The organism is Mangrovitalea sediminis (genome assembly GCF_002514725.1).
In the GTDB taxonomy this organism is placed as follows: Bacteria; Pseudomonadota; Gammaproteobacteria; order Pseudomonadales; family Oleiphilaceae; genus Mangrovitalea; species Mangrovitalea sediminis.
On sequence record NZ_NTLB01000008.1, the window covers coordinates 77062 to 93672 of the forward strand.

The window sequence follows — 16611 nt, forward strand, 5'->3', positions numbered from 1 at the left end:
CTATATCCAAAGGTTGTCAGAAAAAATGTCTCGTATGTTACGTATTTCAAAAGTCGTTTTCTGGTGGTTCCTGGCAGGTATTTGCGGGACCGGACTCATCCTCTCCAGCTTCTATCTCTTCCTGCAACCAGGACTGCCTCCAGTCGGCGATTTGCGCGATGTAAAACTTCAGATCCCGCTACGCATCTATTCCAGCGACAACAAACTAATAGCAGAATTCGGCGAAAAGAGAAGGACACCCATCACAATCGATCAGGTGCCCCAACTTCAGATCGACGCCTTTCTGGCCGCTGAGGACAGTCGTTTTTACCAGCATCATGGGGTCGACCCGAAAGGCCTGATGCGGGCTGCAGTCGAATTGGCAACCACCGGCTCGATCCAATCCGGCGGCAGCACGATCACCATGCAGGTTGCAAAAAACTACTTTTTGTCACGAGAACAAACGTTCATTCGTAAATTCAAGCAGATACTGCTGGCTATTCAGATTGAGAACGAACTCACAAAAAGCCAGATCCTGGAGCTCTATCTCAATAAGATTTATCTCGGCAATCGGGCCTACGGCATCGAAGCCGCCGCTCAGGTTTACTACGGCCAAACCGACAAACACCTGACGCTACCCCAAATGGCCATGCTGGCCGGCCTCCCCAAGGCGCCTTCCGCCTATAACCCTCTGGCCGACGCACAACGCGCCATGGTTCGCCGGAACTGGATCCTGCAACGCATGCACAAGCTGGGCTACATTACGGAGGAACAGCTGAACAGCGCGGTCATGACGCCACTCACGGCGTCCTATCACGGCCCACGCTCGCAACTGCACGCGCCCTACGTGGCGGAGATGGCCCGGGCGGATGTGGTTTCCAAATTCGGAGACGCTGCCTACACCGACGGTTACCAGGTGAAACTGACCGTCAACAGCGCCCGTCAAGAGGCCGCCAACCAGGCCATCCACGACGGCCTGGAAGCCTATACCAAGCGCCACGGTTATCTCGGCCCCGCTGCCCACTGGGATATCGGACAGACGCCGGATCAAGCCAAGCTGCAGGACCGGCTGAATGGGCTGAACACCATTGCGAACCTGACGCCCGCGGTCGTCCTCAGTATGACGGACCAAGCGGCCACAGTGCTGGTCAAGGATCACGGGCTGGCCACCATGCCGCTATCCAGTATGCAATGGGCCCGCCGTTACATTGATCAGGACCGCCGCGGCCCCGAGCCCAAGAAACCGTCTGACATCCTTCAGGACGGCGATGTCGTTTATGTCACACTCGCACAGCCGACAAGCGACGGCCAGGCAGCCAACGACACCTCAGCAACGGACGGCGGCAGTGTGGCACCGCCCGCCGCATCACTCACCGTTGACCTGGCACAGGTTCCCAAAGTGGAAGGCGCACTGGTCGCACTGGATCCACACACCGGCGCAATAGAAGCACTGGAAGGTGGCTTCAGCTTTAGCGACAGCAAATATAACCGGGCCCTCCTGGCCAAACGGCAGCCCGGCTCCAACTTCAAGCCCTTCCTATACTTGGCGGCACTGGAAAACGGTGACTCTGCTGCCACGATCATCAATGACGCCCCTATCGTCTTCAACGACAGCCAGCTGGAAACAGAGTGGCGCCCGGAAAATGCCGGAGGGCACTTTAATGGCCCGACACGCCTTCGCCAGGCGCTATACCAGTCGCGCAACCTGGTTTCCATCCGCCTGCTGCGCGACATTGGTATCGACAAGGTACTCAGCTATGTCAAACACCTGGGCCTGGACACCAGCACGCTGCCGGACAACCTGACCCTGGCCCTGGGGAGCGGCACACTGACCCCGATGGACATCGCCCGCGGGTTTGCGGTCATTGCCAATGGCGGCTACAGCATCCAGCCCTACCTCATCCAATCGATCACGGACGGGTCTGGAAAGGAAGTCTATCAAGCTCCCAAAGTCGTGCTTTGTGACACGAATTGCGATGATCTCAAGGCCCAGCATGCAGGCGACCAAACAGTGACCATCGCGCCGCGGGTGGCAGACGCCAGAGCGGTCTACATCATGCATTCCATACTGCATGACGTCATCACCAAGGGCACAGGAAGACGCGCACTGGCACTGAATCGCACGGATATTGCCGGCAAAACCGGCACCACCAACGATCAGCGAGACGCCTGGTTCTCCGGTTTCAATTACAATCTGAGCGCCTCCGTCTGGGTAGGTTTTGACCAACCTGCACCGCTTGGACGCGGAGAATACGGGGCTGTTGCAGCATTGCCCGTCTGGATGGAATTCATGAAGTCGGCCCTGAAAGGAAGCCCGCCGGCCGTTATGCCTGAGCCGCCGGGCATTGTCACCGTCCGCATTGATCCGGAAACCGGCAAACGAGCGCCCCCTGGCGACAAAAACGCCATGTTTGAACTCTTCCGCCAGAATAATGTGCCACCGGAAGAATCAGCAGCGGCGGAAAGCGCGAACCAACCCAACAACAGTACCAATGGGGGCGGCAAGGTTCTTCCACAGCAGCTCTTCTGATAAGCCGCAAGGCGAGGCTGGCGCAACCCGCCACTCGCCTTGCACGACCATCGGCTACAGCGACAGCCTCATGCTCAGGTCAGGTCAGGTCAGATCAGGTCAGGTCAGGTCAGGTCAGGTCAGGTGAAACGCTCGCCGACCGACCAGCGCACCCGGTTCAAAAGCACATCCCGGCCTGACCAGGTTATTGGTCACACGCAAGAGGCACCAAGGCAACAGAGAGAGGATTTAGGAAGAAGCTGGAGCCATCCAGCCCGACGCAGCCGCCGGACTGGAGCCAGGCAGCAGGCTTACCAGCGGATATCGTCGACCGATTTCAGCGGGTAGTGTTCAGGATAAGGGAATCGGGCAACACCGGAATCCACGGCAGCCTTCGCCACCGCCGAGGCAACGAACTCCATCAGGCGGGCATCCAGCGGCTTGGGAATGATGTAGTCTCGCCCAAACTCCAGATGGTCGACGCCGTAAGCTTCACAGATAGCCTTCGGCACCGGTTGCTTGGCCAGATCGCGCAGCGCCTGGACAGCGGCAACCTTCATCTCCTCATTGATTTCCGTAGCACGCACATCCAGCGCTCCCCGGAAGATAAAGGGGAAGCCCAGAACGTTGTTAACCTGGTTCGGATAGTCCGAACGGCCTGTCGCCATAATCAGGTCGTTACGCGTCGCCAACGCCAACTCCGGCCGGATTTCCGGATCCGGGTTGGAGCAGGCAAACACAATGGGGTTCTCCGCCATGCTGGCCAGCATTTCAGCCTTGAGCAGATCTGCGCCGGAAAGACCGACGAAGACATCGGCGCCATTACAGGCATCGGCCAACGTCCGGCAATCTGTCTCGTTGGCAAACTGTGCTTTATACTCATTGAGATCGGTCCGTCCAGCGTGAATGACGCCCTTCCGGTCGACCATCAGAATATTTTCCGACTTGGCACCACAGGCAAGCAGCAACTTCATGCAAGCCGTCGCCGCCGCCCCCGCGCCCAAACAGACTACACGGGCCGTTTCCAGGGTCTTACCCTGCAATTCCAAGGCATTCAGCATACCGGCCGCCGTCACAATGGCTGTGCCATGCTGGTCGTCGTGAAATACCGGGATGCTGCACTGCTCGATCAGCGCCTTCTCAATCTCAAAGCACTCTGGCGCCTTGATATCCTCAAGGTTGATACCACCGAAGGTATCGGCGATACGCGCGACCGTATCGATAAAATCCTTGGGATTTTCTGTATCGACCTCAATATCGAAAACATCGATACCGGCAAACCGCTTGAAGAGAACACCCTTACCTTCCATCACCGGCTTGCTGGCCAACGCCCCCAGATTACCAAGCCCCAGAATGGCCGAGCCATTGGAAATCACCGCAACCAGATTACCCTTACCGGTATACCGGTAGGCATTTTCCGGATCCTTTGCAATTTCACGCACAGGCTCCGCAACACCAGGGCTGTAGGCCAGCGCCAAGTCACGGGCGTTCTGAGTGGGCTTGGTGATTTCTACGCTCAGTTTACCGGGCCGCGGCTTGGCATGGTATTCAAGTGCCGCTGCTTTCAGATCTTGAGACATTGCCATGCATCCGTTTTTTCAGTTTGATGGAAGGGAGTTTCAGGGGGCAGCTAGCCCTATTGAACTCCACGTCGACCTTTACCGCAACGGTCGACCTCCAGCCCTCGCGAAAAACCCGGGGAAATGCCCTTCGGGCCTGCCAAGGGCGCGACATTATGGCGCGTTTGGCGACGACTGCACAAGGCCGGTACACAAAAGCAGTGACCTGTTTCATAAGCCTTTTAGAACAGATTTCACAGGCCATATTCCCAAAACGAAAAAAGGCGCCGTAATACGACGCCTTTTCTTGAACCGCAGAATATCTCTGTCAGGCTCAGTCTTCTTTGCGACCGCCAGCAATGCGTCCGCCGAAGCGCTTGTTGAAACGGTCGATACGACCGCCCGCATCCATTACTTTCTGCTTGCCGGTATAGAACGGGTGGCAGGCGGAACAGACATCCAGCTGGATATCCTTACAAATGGTGGAACGGGTTTTGATGACATTACCGCAACTGCAGGTTGCAGCAATCTCTTCATATTTTGGATGGATACCTTCTTTCATCACGAACCTCCAATAATGCCGCCACCTGAGCACTCCCCTGTTCCAACATGGACAGGCGGCCAATGTCAGGCACCGCATTTGAATCACGCGCCGAAGGCATGCAAAATCATGCACCGCCGCAATCAGACGGCGCATATTATCAGATCCTGTCCGATTCGCAAGCGGCGGTAGCGAGGCCTATGTCCAGCAAGACTCCCGAGACGTTGTCAGTCAACGCCGTGCGCGTCGCACTTGCGCGACCACTACGCCGCCTGTTTGATTACAGCATTCCCGAAGGCATGAACGTAACGCCAGGACAGCGGGTGCGCGTGCCTTTCGGGCACCATTACCTCACCGGCATCGTCGTCTCACGATGCGCGGAAGCACCGACAGAGTTCAAGCTCAAACCCATCGACGAAGTGCTCGACGAGGATGCACTGATTCCACAAGACCTCCTCGATCTTCTCAGTTGGGCAGCACGCTATTACCAGCATCCGCCAGGAGAGTGCCTGTTCGCGGCCCTCCCCCCCCAACTCAGGACAGCGAGAGCCGCCGAACTGCCGCAGCCCGAGCGCTGGTTCGCCAACACGGCCGAGGCACCAGACATCCCCGCCAGGGCGCATCGACAGAGAGCCTTACTCGACTGGCTGGGCGCACAGCCCCAGGGCGCAGACAAAACAACCATAGACGCTGCAGGATTCAACCAGACACTGCTGAAGGCGCTCGCAGACCGGGGGCTGGCATTCAACCGCCCCGTCGAGCCTAAAACCATTACCACAACCGGTGAGCCCCTCGTCGCATTGAACCCGGGACAACAACAGGTACTGGAAGCGCTCCCCCCGCCCGACGACGGGTTTAGTACCACCCTGGTCTACGGTGTGACGGGCAGCGGAAAAACCGAAGTCTATCTTCATTACCTGAACAACTGGCTCGACGATACCAGCCAGGCGCTGGTCATGGTGCCGGAAATCAACCTGACACCGCAGACTGTGAACCGTTTCCGCCGCCATTTTGGTGAGCGCATCATTGTATGGCACTCAGCCCTGAACGACACCGAGCGCACCAGGGCCTGGCTGAGAGTGCAGCGAGGCGAGCCGTTGATCGTCGTCGGAACCCGATCAGCCATTCTGCTGCCCTTCCGAAAGCTTAAGACCCTGATTGTCGATGAGGAGCACGACAGCTCTTACAAACAGAACGAGGGCTTCCGCTACTCCGGCCGCGATCTCGCCGTTTACCGTGGCCAAGTGTCATCCTGCCCGGTCATCCTTGGCACCGCGACACCTTCGCTGGAATCGCTGCACAACGTTCGACTCGGACGTTACCAGATGCTGAAACTGGAACAGCGGGCGGCGTCGGCGAAGCCCCCCAAAATTCGGATTCTGGATATTCGCAGCCGGCCACTCGACGGCGGACTCTCGCGACCGTTAATCGACGAAATCGGGCAACGCGTCGAAGCTGGCGACCAGGTCCTCATCTTTATCAACCGCCGAGGTTTTGCACCGGTGATGATGTGCTTCGACTGTGGGCATATCATGGAGTGTCCACACTGCGACAGCCGCCTGGCGCTGCACCGGCAGGACCAATTGCTGCATTGTCATCATTGCGACTTCCGCATGCGCGCGACACCCCAATGCCCGAAATGCAAAAGCGGTAAGCTGTCACCGGTTGGCGAGGGCACGGAACGGACGGAGGAAGTGCTGCAGCAGCACTTCCCCAACACCCCGGTCCTTCGTGTCGATCGCGATAGCACCCGCCGCAAGGGCAGCATGGAGCAGATTCTGGAAAACGTGCATCAGGGCACACCCTGCATTCTGGTCGGCACCCAAATGCTGGCCAAGGGTCACGACTTCCCGAATGTCACGTTGGTTGCCGTCGTCAATGCGGACGGCGGCCTCTTTAGTGTCGACTTTCGCGCCCCGGAACAGCTTCTGCAGACACTGACCCAGGTCAGTGGCCGTGCCGGCCGCGGCAAAAAGGAAGGACATGTCCTGATCCAGACCTGCCACGGAGAACACCCGTTATTGCAAGGTCTCGCCGATAACGACTATCTCGGCCTCGCCCGTCTGCTGCTGGATGAACGCACGGAAGCCGAGCTGCCGCCAGCAAGCTTCATGGCCATCATCCGGGCGGAAGCCGTCGACATGGCACAAAGCGTCGGACTATTGGATGCTTTGAGCCAGCACGTGCTGGCCAGCGGCGACGACATTCAGGTTCTCGGCCCGCTACCCTCCGTGATGGCTCGCAAGGCTGGCCGTTACCGGGCACAACTGATCTTCCAGGCCGCCACCCGCAAACCATTGCATACCCAACTGCAGAACGCTTGCCTGTGGCTGGAGCGACAGAAGCTCCCCCGCCACCTTCGCTGGCAAGTGGATGTGGACCCCGTCGAAACCGGCTGATAGCGGGATATCCCCATCGGCCAATGCCCTTCGCCGGGACGCCAACGACATTTGACGGGCAACAGCATGCATCTTCATTGAGTCTGCCTGCTCCTTTGGGGATAATACGCGGTTCGTTACATCCGATTTTCAACTTTCCGACCGCCTGCCGGCATCGAGTCTATCCGCCCGTATGAAAGATAAAATCAGCCAGCTCCTGGAGCACGCTCTCAACGCCCTGAAATCTGAAGGCATTCTGCCCGAGGATCTCGCGGCAACGCCTGCCATCGACAATACCAAGGATAAAGCGCACGGCGACTTCGCCACCAATATTGCGCTGGTGTCTGCCAAGGCGGCCCGACGCAATCCTCGCGAGCTTGCGCAGCTGATCGTTGATCGCTTGCCGGCGGATAAGGCGGTGACACAGGTGGAGATTGCAGGCCCTGGCTTTATCAATTTCTTTATCAGCGATGCCAGCAGTTTCAGTGTGATCGGCGACATCCTGCAAAAAGGCGACGCTTTCGGGAAAAGCAACATTGGCGGCGGACAGCATATCCAGGTGGAATTCGTTTCCGCCAACCCCACAGGGCCGCTGCACGTGGGACACGGCCGCGGAGCAGCCTACGGCGCTACGGTAGCGGACCTGCTGGCTGCCATCGGTTACGACGTACAGCGCGAATACTACGTCAACGACGCCGGCCGCCAGATGAACATTCTCGCCGCAAGTGTCTGGTTGCGCTATCTGGAGCTGGAGGGAGAGCGTTTCACCTTCCCCAGCAATGGTTACAAGGGCGAATACGTTCTGGACATCGCGCGCCAGCTCCAACAGGATGCCGGCAACCGTTTACGGCATTCGGCAGAGACAGTATTCACCGACATTCCGGCCGACGCCCCACAGGGGGGCGATAAGGAAACCCATATCGATGCCCTGATCGAGCGCTGCAAAAAGCTGCTCGGTGCGGATGACTACCGCCTTGTCTTCGACTTGGGCCTGAATGCCATTCTCGACGACATCCGGGACGATCTTGCGGGCTTCGGTGTGCATTATCAGGAATGGTTTTCCGAGCGCACGCTGGAAAACGATGTCGATGCAGCCATCCAGTTGCTGCAGGACAAAGGCTGCCTCTACGAAAAGGAAGGCGCCCTCTGGTTCCGTTCCACGGATTTCGGCGACGACAAGGACCGCGTCGTACGTCGCGATAACGGCGAAACCACCTATTTCGCCTCGGACATAGCCTACCACCGCAATAAATTCGAACGCGGCTTCGATCGCGTCATCAACATCTGGGGCGCCGATCACCATGGCTACATTCCCCGGGTGAAAGCTGCACTGCAGGCGATGGGCATCGACCCCGACCGGCTCGATGTGCGCCTGGTGCAGTTTGCGATCCTCTATCGCGGCGGAGAGCGCGTCCAGATGTCCACGCGTAGCGGCTCCTTCGTGACGCTACGGGAGTTGCGTGAGGAAGTCGGCAATGATGCCGCTCGTTTCTTCTATGTGACGCGCAAGGCCGAACAGCACATGGACTTCGACCTGGATCTGGCGAAATCCGAAAGCAAGGATAATCCCGTCTACTATATTCAGTACGCGCACGCCCGGATCTGCAGTATCCAGCGTAAACTGGAAGAGGCTGGAGATGTCGTGTCCACAGAACAACTGATCGGCGCAGTAGACGCACTCAACCTGGATGAAGAGCGCGACCTGGCAGGTTTGCTGGCGAGATATCCGGAAGTGCTTGCGCAATCGGCCAGCCAGTTGGAGCCGCATCAGTTGACGCACTACCTGCGCGAGCTGGCGGGACAGTTCCACACCTACTACAACGCCCATAAGGTGCTGGTGGAGGAATCGGCGATTCGTGATGCCCGGATCGCACTGAGTTACGCCGTGCGCCAGGTACTGAAAAACGGCCTGACGCTGCTGGGAGTCAGCACGCCAAGTGAGATGTAAGCGACGCTGTCGCGGCAAGGGGCATCAACCAGTGTATTACGGGAGCAATTGCCGTTGAGTCGGGATTACGCAAAGAAGTCAGGCGGCCGCCGTAGTGGTAGCTCCGGAACAAAAACCAAAAGCAGTCCGCCGCCCAAGATGACCTTTCGTTGGCGCTGGCTTCTACCTATCGGTCTCGTGAGCGGCTTTGCCGGCCTGCTGGTCTATCTGCACAGCATTCCGCCGGTCAATCCGCCCGTCCGGAAAGCCCCTGCGGTCACACACCAGCCCGCGACCACATCGACGCCCTCGAAGACGGATTCTGCGGGAGCCGGCAAACCGGCACAGCACTTTCATTTTTATGACATGCTGCCGGAGTCGAAGGTCGTAACGCCCAAGGTTAAAGCCTATAACCCGGGCCCGGCGATCGACGACAAGAACTACCAGTACTACATACAGACCGGCTCTTTCCATCACGCGGCAGACGCCGAGCAACAGCGGGCGCGCATTGCGTTCCAGGGCCTGCGTGCCGACGTCAAGAAAATCACCCTGCCCAATAACGACATCTGGTACCGGGTGCAGATCGGGCCCTTCGCTTCACGCAGCAAGATGAACAGCGCCGTGGATAAGCTCGTCGCCATCAACATTGCACCGCTGATCCGCAAGATCCCCGCCGGAAAATAGGCCGAAGAGGCCGGACCCGGGGAAAGCTTTTCCCTGTATCGGCGCCGGCCTTGAAATCGTTATCCCACGACTCCATATGACCGAAAGTAATGCAACGTGCTGTTAGTCGGCGGTTCCGCCAGAGAACGCCGTGCCTCCCGCCCCTCAATCCGGGCCCCCAACAGCCAATTCGCAGCCTCGGTCCAATGGAGATGAAATGACTACCATTCTTTCGGTTCGCCGTGATGACGAAGTTGCCATGGGTGGCGACGGTCAGGTGTCGCTCGGCAACACCATTATGAAAGGCAATGCCCGCAAAGTTCGGCGACTTTATAACGGCAAGGTTCTCGCCGGATTCGCCGGCGGCACTGCCGACGCCTTTACCCTGTTTGAACGCTTCGAGGCACAACTGGAAAAACATCAGGGCAATCTCACCCGAGCCGCGGTGGAACTCGCCAAAGAATGGCGAACGGACCGAGCCCTGCGGCGACTGGAGGCCCTATTGGCCGTTGCGGACAAAACCACCTCACTGATCATTACCGGCAATGGCGACGTTATCGAACCGGAAAACAGCCTGATTGCCATTGGCTCCGGCGGCCCCTTCGCACAAGCCGCCGCCCGGGCCCTGCTGGAAAATACCGAACTCGGTGCAACCGATATCGTAGAACGTGGCCTGGATATCGCCGCCGATATCTGCATATACACCAACCATCACCGCACCCTGGAAACGCTCCGGGACGCAGACTGATCGCAGGAGTTCCCATGTCATCCATGACCCCTCGTGAAATCGTCCACGAGCTGAACAAACACATCATTGGCCAGGATGAAGCGAAACGCGCCGTTGCCATCGCCCTCCGCAACCGCTGGCGCCGTATGCAGCTGGAAGATGACCTCCGGGAAGAGATCACGCCCAAAAACATTCTCATGATCGGTCCCACCGGCGTGGGCAAGACCGAAATCGCCCGCCGTCTTGCCAAACTTGCCGATGCGCCGTTCATCAAGGTGGAAGCCACCAAGTTTACCGAGGTAGGCTACGTCGGGCGGGACGTGGAATCCATCATCCGCGACTTAACCGATCAGGCCGTCAAAATGTTCCGCGAAAAGGAAATGCACCGGGTCCGCGAACGAGCGATGGACGCGGCAGAGGACCGGATTCTCGACGCGCTGCTGCCGCCCGCGCGCAATTTCGGGGAAGACCAGCCTGCCAGTGGCGAATCCAGCACGCGGCAACTGTTCCGCAAGAAACTGCGGGAAGGCGAACTCGACGACAAGGAGATCGAGGTCGAACTGAAGAGTGCGCCGATGGGTGTCGAGATCATGGCCCCCCCTGGCATGGAAGAGATGACCAACCAGCTTCAGAGCCTGTTTTCCAACATGTCCAACGAGCGCCGCCGGCCGCGCAAGATGCGTGTCGCCGACGCGTTGAAGAGCATCCGGGAAGAAGAAGCCGCCAAACTGGTCAACGACGAAGAGGTCAAGCAGAAAGCCCTGCTGGCCGTGGAACAAAACGGGATTGTCTTCATCGACGAAATCGACAAGGTTGCCAAACGTGCAGACCATGGCTCCGCAGACGTTTCCCGCGAGGGCGTGCAACGCGACCTGCTGCCCCTGATCGAAGGCAGCACCGTCACCACCAAATACGGCACCTTAAAGACCGACCATATCCTGTTCATTGCCTCTGGCGCCTTCCACCTGTCAAAACCCTCCGACCTGATACCGGAACTACAGGGGCGACTGCCGATTCGCGTTGAACTGAATGCCCTTTCGCCAGATGACTTCAAGCGCATACTGACCGAGCCGAATGCATCATTGGTCCAGCAATACCGCTCGCTGATGAAAACCGAGGGACTTGAACTGAGTTTCTCTGACGATGCCCTGACCCGCATTGCGGAAATCGCCTGGAAGGTGAACGAGACGACGGAGAACATCGGCGCACGACGCCTGCACACAGTCCTGGAAAGGCTGTTGGAAAGCGTCTCCTTCGATGCCGGCGACCGCCTGACGAGCGAGTTCAACGTCACTGCGAATTACGTGGACGAACAGCTCGGCGACCTGTCCGAAGACGAAGATCTCAGCCGCTACATTCTGTAATCACAGCGCCCCGCCTATTGGCGGGGCAAGCCCCCCATTAGAGAGGCCGGTCCCTCATGACCGCAACCCATATCCCAGCCCACATTCACCTGCGCAAGAAATCCCGCGTACTGGAACTCGTCTATTCCAACGGCGAAAGCGTGCAACTGGATTTTGAATACCTGCGAGTGTTCTCACCCTCGGCCGAAGTCCGGGGGCATGGCGGAGGCGAGGGTTATCTACAGACAGGAAAAAAGGACGTGACCATCGAGAAACTGGAACCTGTGGGCAACTATGCCCTCAAGATCCATTTCAGCGACGGCCACGACTCGGGCCTGTACAGTTGGGAGTTTCTACGCGATCTGGCCGACAACCATGAACGCTACTGGCAGCGCTATCTGGAGCGATTGGCTGAAGCGGGCGCCTCCCGAGAGTCGCCTACCCCCAAATAGCACTCGGCAAAGGGGTCAAAGAATGCTGCGCGCGTTGTGGATCAAATCCGCCACGTTCTCCAGCTTCGACCCGAGCTTTCCCCAAGGTTTGCGCTGGCTACGCTCCTTCGCCACATAAAGCGGCAGCATTTCACCGTAGAGGCTGGTGCTAATGGTTCGCTGCTCATCTTCGAGACGATCGCGGCGCAGTGTAATACCGTAGGGCGCCAGTTGCTTCTCCAGGGCATCTGCGCGCTGCAGCAGGTCCCGTCGGGTCATCTGATAAGCATGCTCACACGCCATACGTCTTGATTGAAAACTGAAAACATTGGAGAAGAACAGCTTCGCGTCATCCCTCGTCGGCTCGAACAACAGGACCTCTTTGCCCGGATATTCCCGGTCATACTGGGCGATACCCGCCTTCATCCGGGAATAGATCATGGTCCGGAACGTCTGCGCCAGAATATTCGGCATGCCGGAGTGTGCCAGCTCACCCGGCTTCATGGTGCCCGCCCGCACCGCGGCACTGGCATCGATAGGCACCAGAGGATTGATGGCAATCACCAGGTCTGCCCCGTCTTCGAGGGCGACCGAGGCATGCAACCCCTTACGCAAGGTACCGTCCATGTAATAACGGCCATCGATCTCCACCGGCATATAGAGCCCCGGCGAGGCGACGCTCGCCTGCACCGCACGGGAAATCGGCACATGGTCAAAGCCGGGCGCCCCAAAACGCACAGCCTCGCTGCTTTCCAGGTCGGCGGCGATCACATAGAGACGACGGCGCAACTGGCGGAAATCATTGGTCCGCCCCAGCATGCTGAAGGCGCGCTGGAGATATTCATGCAGGCCTTCGTTGTCGAAAAGTCCCGCCGGCGCTGCTTGCGCAAGCAGCGTCATGGCTTCGAGCAGGCTTTGATCGTACGGATTGTTGACGAAACGCCCCACCGCCTCCCACAGGATGCCAGGCACGGCCAATGCACGACGGAAATATTCACGGAATGCCGGCCGGTAAAACACTTCCGGGTGAAACGGATGCACCTCGGCTTCGTTTTTGACGAAGATCCGGCACAGCTGCGCGGTGGTCATCTGGTTCGCCAGGTTTGCCGCGACAAAGGCGCCGGCACTAACACCGACATAGGCGTACAGATCGTTGAAATCGATGCCCTCCAACGACTCATCCAGCGCCCTCAAGGCTCCGATTTCGTATATTCCACCTAATGGACCACCGCCACCCAACGCCAGGGCTATACGGTTTTTTGTCCCAGTGGATTGCTGCCTGTTCTCTGCCATCGGAATCCCATTCTGTTTTAGGGTACCCGGCGCTGCGGGTTACGGCTCAATCTGTCGATACAATACGCCCCTGCCGCAATCCGGCCAGAAATTGGGCGACTGACTCCGCTACGCCGGACACCAACAGGGCACAGCCCCCAAGAGACGCGAGCCAAAGGCTGCGCCCATCAAGTTTCACAGGCTTGCGAACCCTACCCCTGTCGTTGCACTGATCCTTGGCCATTGAATAGAGGCTCCGATAGACTCACCGGACCACCTTGCCACTCAGGGAGCCATTAAACTCCCTGCCGGACGCCATCCCCGCCATCAAGCACGATGGACGCTGCTCCCCGCAAGCTACCAAGCGGAATTAGAATAATCATACTAGGTCGCTGCAGCAGCCCCCGGCGCTCCCCCGGCACCACGCTCGGGCCTGAGGTACCGACCGAAACCCGCCTGGCGCAAGGCGAGATCGACCGAACTCTTGATTACATGCGGTGAATCCAGTCGTACGACATCGTCGAGCAAAGCTTTTGCCCAGTCGAAGGAAACCGCCCTTATAACGGACTTAACCTTTAGCAAGTTCGCCGCATTCATCGACAAGGCGTCATATCCCATCGCCAACAGCAACACAGCTCCGCCAGGGTCGCCGGCCAACTCGCCGCAGATGGAAATGGGAGTACCCGCTGCATGGGCGTCCTGCGCCACACGATAGAGCGCCTGCAGCACAGCAGGATGGTAGGAGTGATACAACGAGGCGACACGCGGGTTATTGCGGTCGACCGCCAACAGATACTGTGTCAGGTCGTTGGAACCGACGGACAGGAAATCAACCCGATCGCACAGTGCTTTCACCTGATAGACCGCCGCAGGCACCTCGATCATCACGCCGACTTTGGGCATAACGATGTCGTAACCTTCCTCGCGGACCTCGTGATAGACCCTGTAAATCAGATGCAGTGCCTCTTCGACTTCCGACACATTGCTGATCATGGGCAGCATGATTCGAAGGTTATTGAGGCCGTCGCTGGCCTTGAGCATGGCGCGAACCTGAACCAGGAATATTTCCGGGTGGTCCAGTGTCACCCGAATACCCCGCCATCCCAGGAAAGGGTTTTCCTCGCTGATAGGGAAATAGGTCAGCGCCTTGTCGCCTCCGACGTCCAGGGTTCGCATGGTGACTTCGCAGGGTGCGAAAGCCTCCAACTGCTCCCGGTAGTATTCCCTTTGCTCCTGTTCCGACGGGAAGCGTTCATTGATCATGAACGGCACTTCGGTGCGGTAGAGGCCGATCCCTTCAGCCCCATTATTGAGTGAGCGCACCACATCAGTCATCAGGCCGGTGTTGACCATCAGAGGAATACGGTGCCTGTCCAAGGTTTCGCAGGGCAGATCACGGAGTTCTTCGAGACCGCGGATCAGTTCCTGTTCTTCCAGGCAGATCGACTCGTAGAAGGCTCGCAATTCTGGTGACGGCGATGCATAGATCTGGCCTTCATAGCCGTCTACGATAAGCTCCCGGCTGTCCAACTGGTTAACCGGAACATCGACCATACCCATCACGGTCGGTACACCCATAGCCCGCGCCAGGATGGCCACGTGAGAGTTGCTCGACCCTCGCACCGATACCAGGCCGACCAGCTGGCCGCGAGGCACCTCACCCAGCATCGCTGGCGTCAATTCTTCACTGACCAAAATGGCCTGCTGCGGGAAAACGCGCTCCTGCTGATCCCCTTCCTGCAAATGCGCCAGCAGGCGACGGCCGAGATCGCGGATATCGACAGCCCTTTCGCGCAGATAATGGTCACCCATCATTTCGAAGTGACGCACATACTGCTGCACCACTTCCTTCAATGCACCCTGGGCCCACTTGCCCTCACGAATACGCAGAACGACTTCACCGGGAAGGGCATTGTCGTCCAGTATTCGCAGATAAACCTCGAACAGAGCCTGCTCTTCCGGCCGCAACTGTGTTGCCAGACGCTCGGCAACCCGATTGATATCCTCTCGCACCGCATCGGTGGCTTCACCGAAAAGCGCGATCTCCGCCTCAACGTCTTCACAGGCCTTTTCCGGTACCGCGTCCAGGTCGGCAGGCGGATAAACCACCACCCCCTGCCCAATCGCCACCCCTGGGGCTCCCGCCACACCATTGAAACTGACATCCTGGGCGACACGGCCGGTCAATGACAGCCCGCCTATCGCACCGGTGGCTTCGCTGTGAGCGATCACGCCCGCCAACTGGGCGGAAATCGTGACCAGAAACGCCTCTTCCCCCTCGTCGAAACAGCGACTGTTATGGCGCTGCTGAACCACCAGTACACCCAGTACACGACGGTGGTGGATAATCGGAACCCCAAGGAAAGACTTGAAGCGCTCTTCTCCCGTCTCCGGAAAATAGCGATAACGCGGATGTGAGGGCGCGTCTTCGAGGTTGATGGGCTCTTCACGACTGCCGACCAGGCCGACCAACCCTTCCGAGTACCCGAGAGTAATCTTGCCCACCGCCGATTTGTAGAGGCCTTCGGTGGCCATCAGGATGTAGCGATTACTTTCCGGATCCAGCAGGTAGACGGAGCAGACTTCCGTATTCATCGCTTTCTGAACACGCGTGACGATGATCTCCAGGGCATCCCGGAGATCTTTGGCAGCGTTCACTTCCTGAACGATGTTCCGTAGCGTATTCAGCATGGTAGGCACGTCCGTCAGCGCCCTTGCGGTTGAAGTTGAATGGCATTGAGTTCGCCGGTTTGTTCCTGATACCGGAACAACCGCGGCGCCAGCTCGCGCAAGGCCTTACGATAGACCTCCCGCTTAAACGCCACGACCTGCCCCAGAGGATACCAATAGCTGACCCACTGCCAGCCATCGAATTCCGGCGACTCCGAGTTACTGACGCAGACATGTGCGTCAGGCGACAACATCCTCAGTAGGAACCATTTCTGTTTTTGCCCCACACACACCGGGCGCGAGTTATGGCGAATCATCCGCCGCGGCAGGCGATAACGCAGCCATCCGCGCGTACAGGCAATGATTTCCACATCCCCGGAAACGAGACCGACTTCCTCACCCAGTTCGCGAAACAGCGCTTCCTCAGGCGACTCATGCGCCTTGATACCGCCTTGCGGAAACTGCCATGCGTTCTGTCCTATCCGCCTCGCCCAGAGAACTTCGCCACGGTGGTTGGCCAGAATGATCCCGACGTTCGGCCTGAAACCGTCGACATCGATCACGGCGCACACCTACACAAATTTGAAATCTAATAACCGTAAGTTGCCTTCA

The 16611-nt window shown here is 58.3% G+C and carries 12 protein-coding genes; 7 read left to right on the top strand and 5 right to left on the bottom strand.

The features are described from left to right. Window positions 1-34 precede the first annotated feature (34 nt). Window positions 35-2509, top strand: a complete 2475-nt coding sequence (locus CLR77_RS19110) for a penicillin-binding protein 1A (protein WP_406564976.1) — start codon at window positions 35-37, stop codon at window positions 2507-2509. Window positions 2510-2799: 290 nt separating this feature from the next. Here CLR77_RS19110 and CLR77_RS19115 read toward each other — a convergent pair whose 3' ends face one another. Continuing rightward, window positions 2800-4074 carry a malic enzyme-like NAD(P)-binding protein gene (locus tag CLR77_RS19115; RefSeq protein ID WP_406564974.1) on the bottom strand — a complete coding sequence of 425 codons (1275 nt, stop codon included), beginning with the start codon at window positions 4072-4074 and terminating at the stop codon, window positions 2800-2802. A 307-nt stretch (window positions 4075-4381) separates the two neighbouring features. Further along, a complete protein-coding gene (gene rpmE / locus CLR77_RS19120) occupies window positions 4382-4609 on the bottom strand; it encodes a 50S ribosomal protein L31 (protein WP_097462319.1) in 228 nt (75 codons plus the stop codon). A 179-nt stretch (window positions 4610-4788) separates the two neighbouring features. On the opposite strand from rpmE, the gene CLR77_RS19125 reads away from it, so the two are divergent. The 6 genes from CLR77_RS19125 to CLR77_RS19150 all read left to right on the top strand — a co-directional run bounded on the left by CLR77_RS19125 (window position 4789) and on the right by CLR77_RS19150 (window position 12078). Continuing rightward, window positions 4789-6987 carry a primosomal protein N' gene (locus CLR77_RS19125; protein WP_097462409.1) on the top strand — a complete coding sequence of 733 codons (2199 nt, stop codon included), beginning with the start codon at window positions 4789-4791 and terminating at the stop codon, window positions 6985-6987. A 172-nt stretch (window positions 6988-7159) separates the two neighbouring features. Next, window positions 7160-8914, top strand: a complete 1755-nt coding sequence (gene argS / locus CLR77_RS19130; protein WP_097462320.1) for an arginine--tRNA ligase — start codon at window positions 7160-7162, stop codon at window positions 8912-8914. Between the two features lie 138 nt (window positions 8915-9052). Next, entirely contained in the window at window positions 9053-9577 is a 525-nt protein-coding gene (locus CLR77_RS19135) for an SPOR domain-containing protein (RefSeq protein WP_097462321.1), read from the top strand. Between the two features lie 196 nt (window positions 9578-9773). Continuing rightward, the gene (hslV, locus tag CLR77_RS19140; protein WP_097462322.1) at window positions 9774-10304 is read left to right on the top strand and encodes an ATP-dependent protease subunit HslV; all 531 of its coding nucleotides are present in this window, start codon (window positions 9774-9776) and stop codon (window positions 10302-10304) included. Between the two features lie 14 nt (window positions 10305-10318). Next, window positions 10319-11647: an HslU--HslV peptidase ATPase subunit gene (gene hslU, locus CLR77_RS19145; RefSeq protein WP_097462323.1), complete on the top strand. Its 1329-nt coding sequence runs from the start codon at window positions 10319-10321 to the stop codon at window positions 11645-11647. Window positions 11648-11703: 56 nt separating this feature from the next. Continuing rightward, window positions 11704-12078 (top strand): gamma-butyrobetaine hydroxylase-like domain-containing protein, encoded by a 375-nt coding sequence (locus CLR77_RS19150; RefSeq protein WP_097462324.1) that lies wholly within the window; start codon window positions 11704-11706, stop codon window positions 12076-12078. Between the two features lie 15 nt (window positions 12079-12093). Here CLR77_RS19150 and CLR77_RS19155 read toward each other — a convergent pair whose 3' ends face one another. From CLR77_RS19155 to CLR77_RS19165, 3 genes are all read right to left on the bottom strand, one after another. Next, window positions 12094-13350 (bottom strand): patatin-like phospholipase family protein, encoded by a 1257-nt coding sequence (locus CLR77_RS19155; RefSeq protein WP_097462325.1) that lies wholly within the window; start codon window positions 13348-13350, stop codon window positions 12094-12096. 363 nt (window positions 13351-13713) lie between these two features. After that, window positions 13714-16020, bottom strand: coding sequence for a phosphoenolpyruvate--protein phosphotransferase (ptsP, locus tag CLR77_RS19160; protein WP_097462326.1), 2307 nt, complete (start codon window positions 16018-16020; stop codon window positions 13714-13716). Between the two features lie 14 nt (window positions 16021-16034). Further along, window positions 16035-16562, bottom strand: a complete 528-nt coding sequence (locus tag CLR77_RS19165) for an RNA pyrophosphohydrolase (RefSeq protein ID WP_097462327.1) — start codon at window positions 16560-16562, stop codon at window positions 16035-16037. Between the last annotated feature and the right edge of the window lie 49 nt (window positions 16563-16611).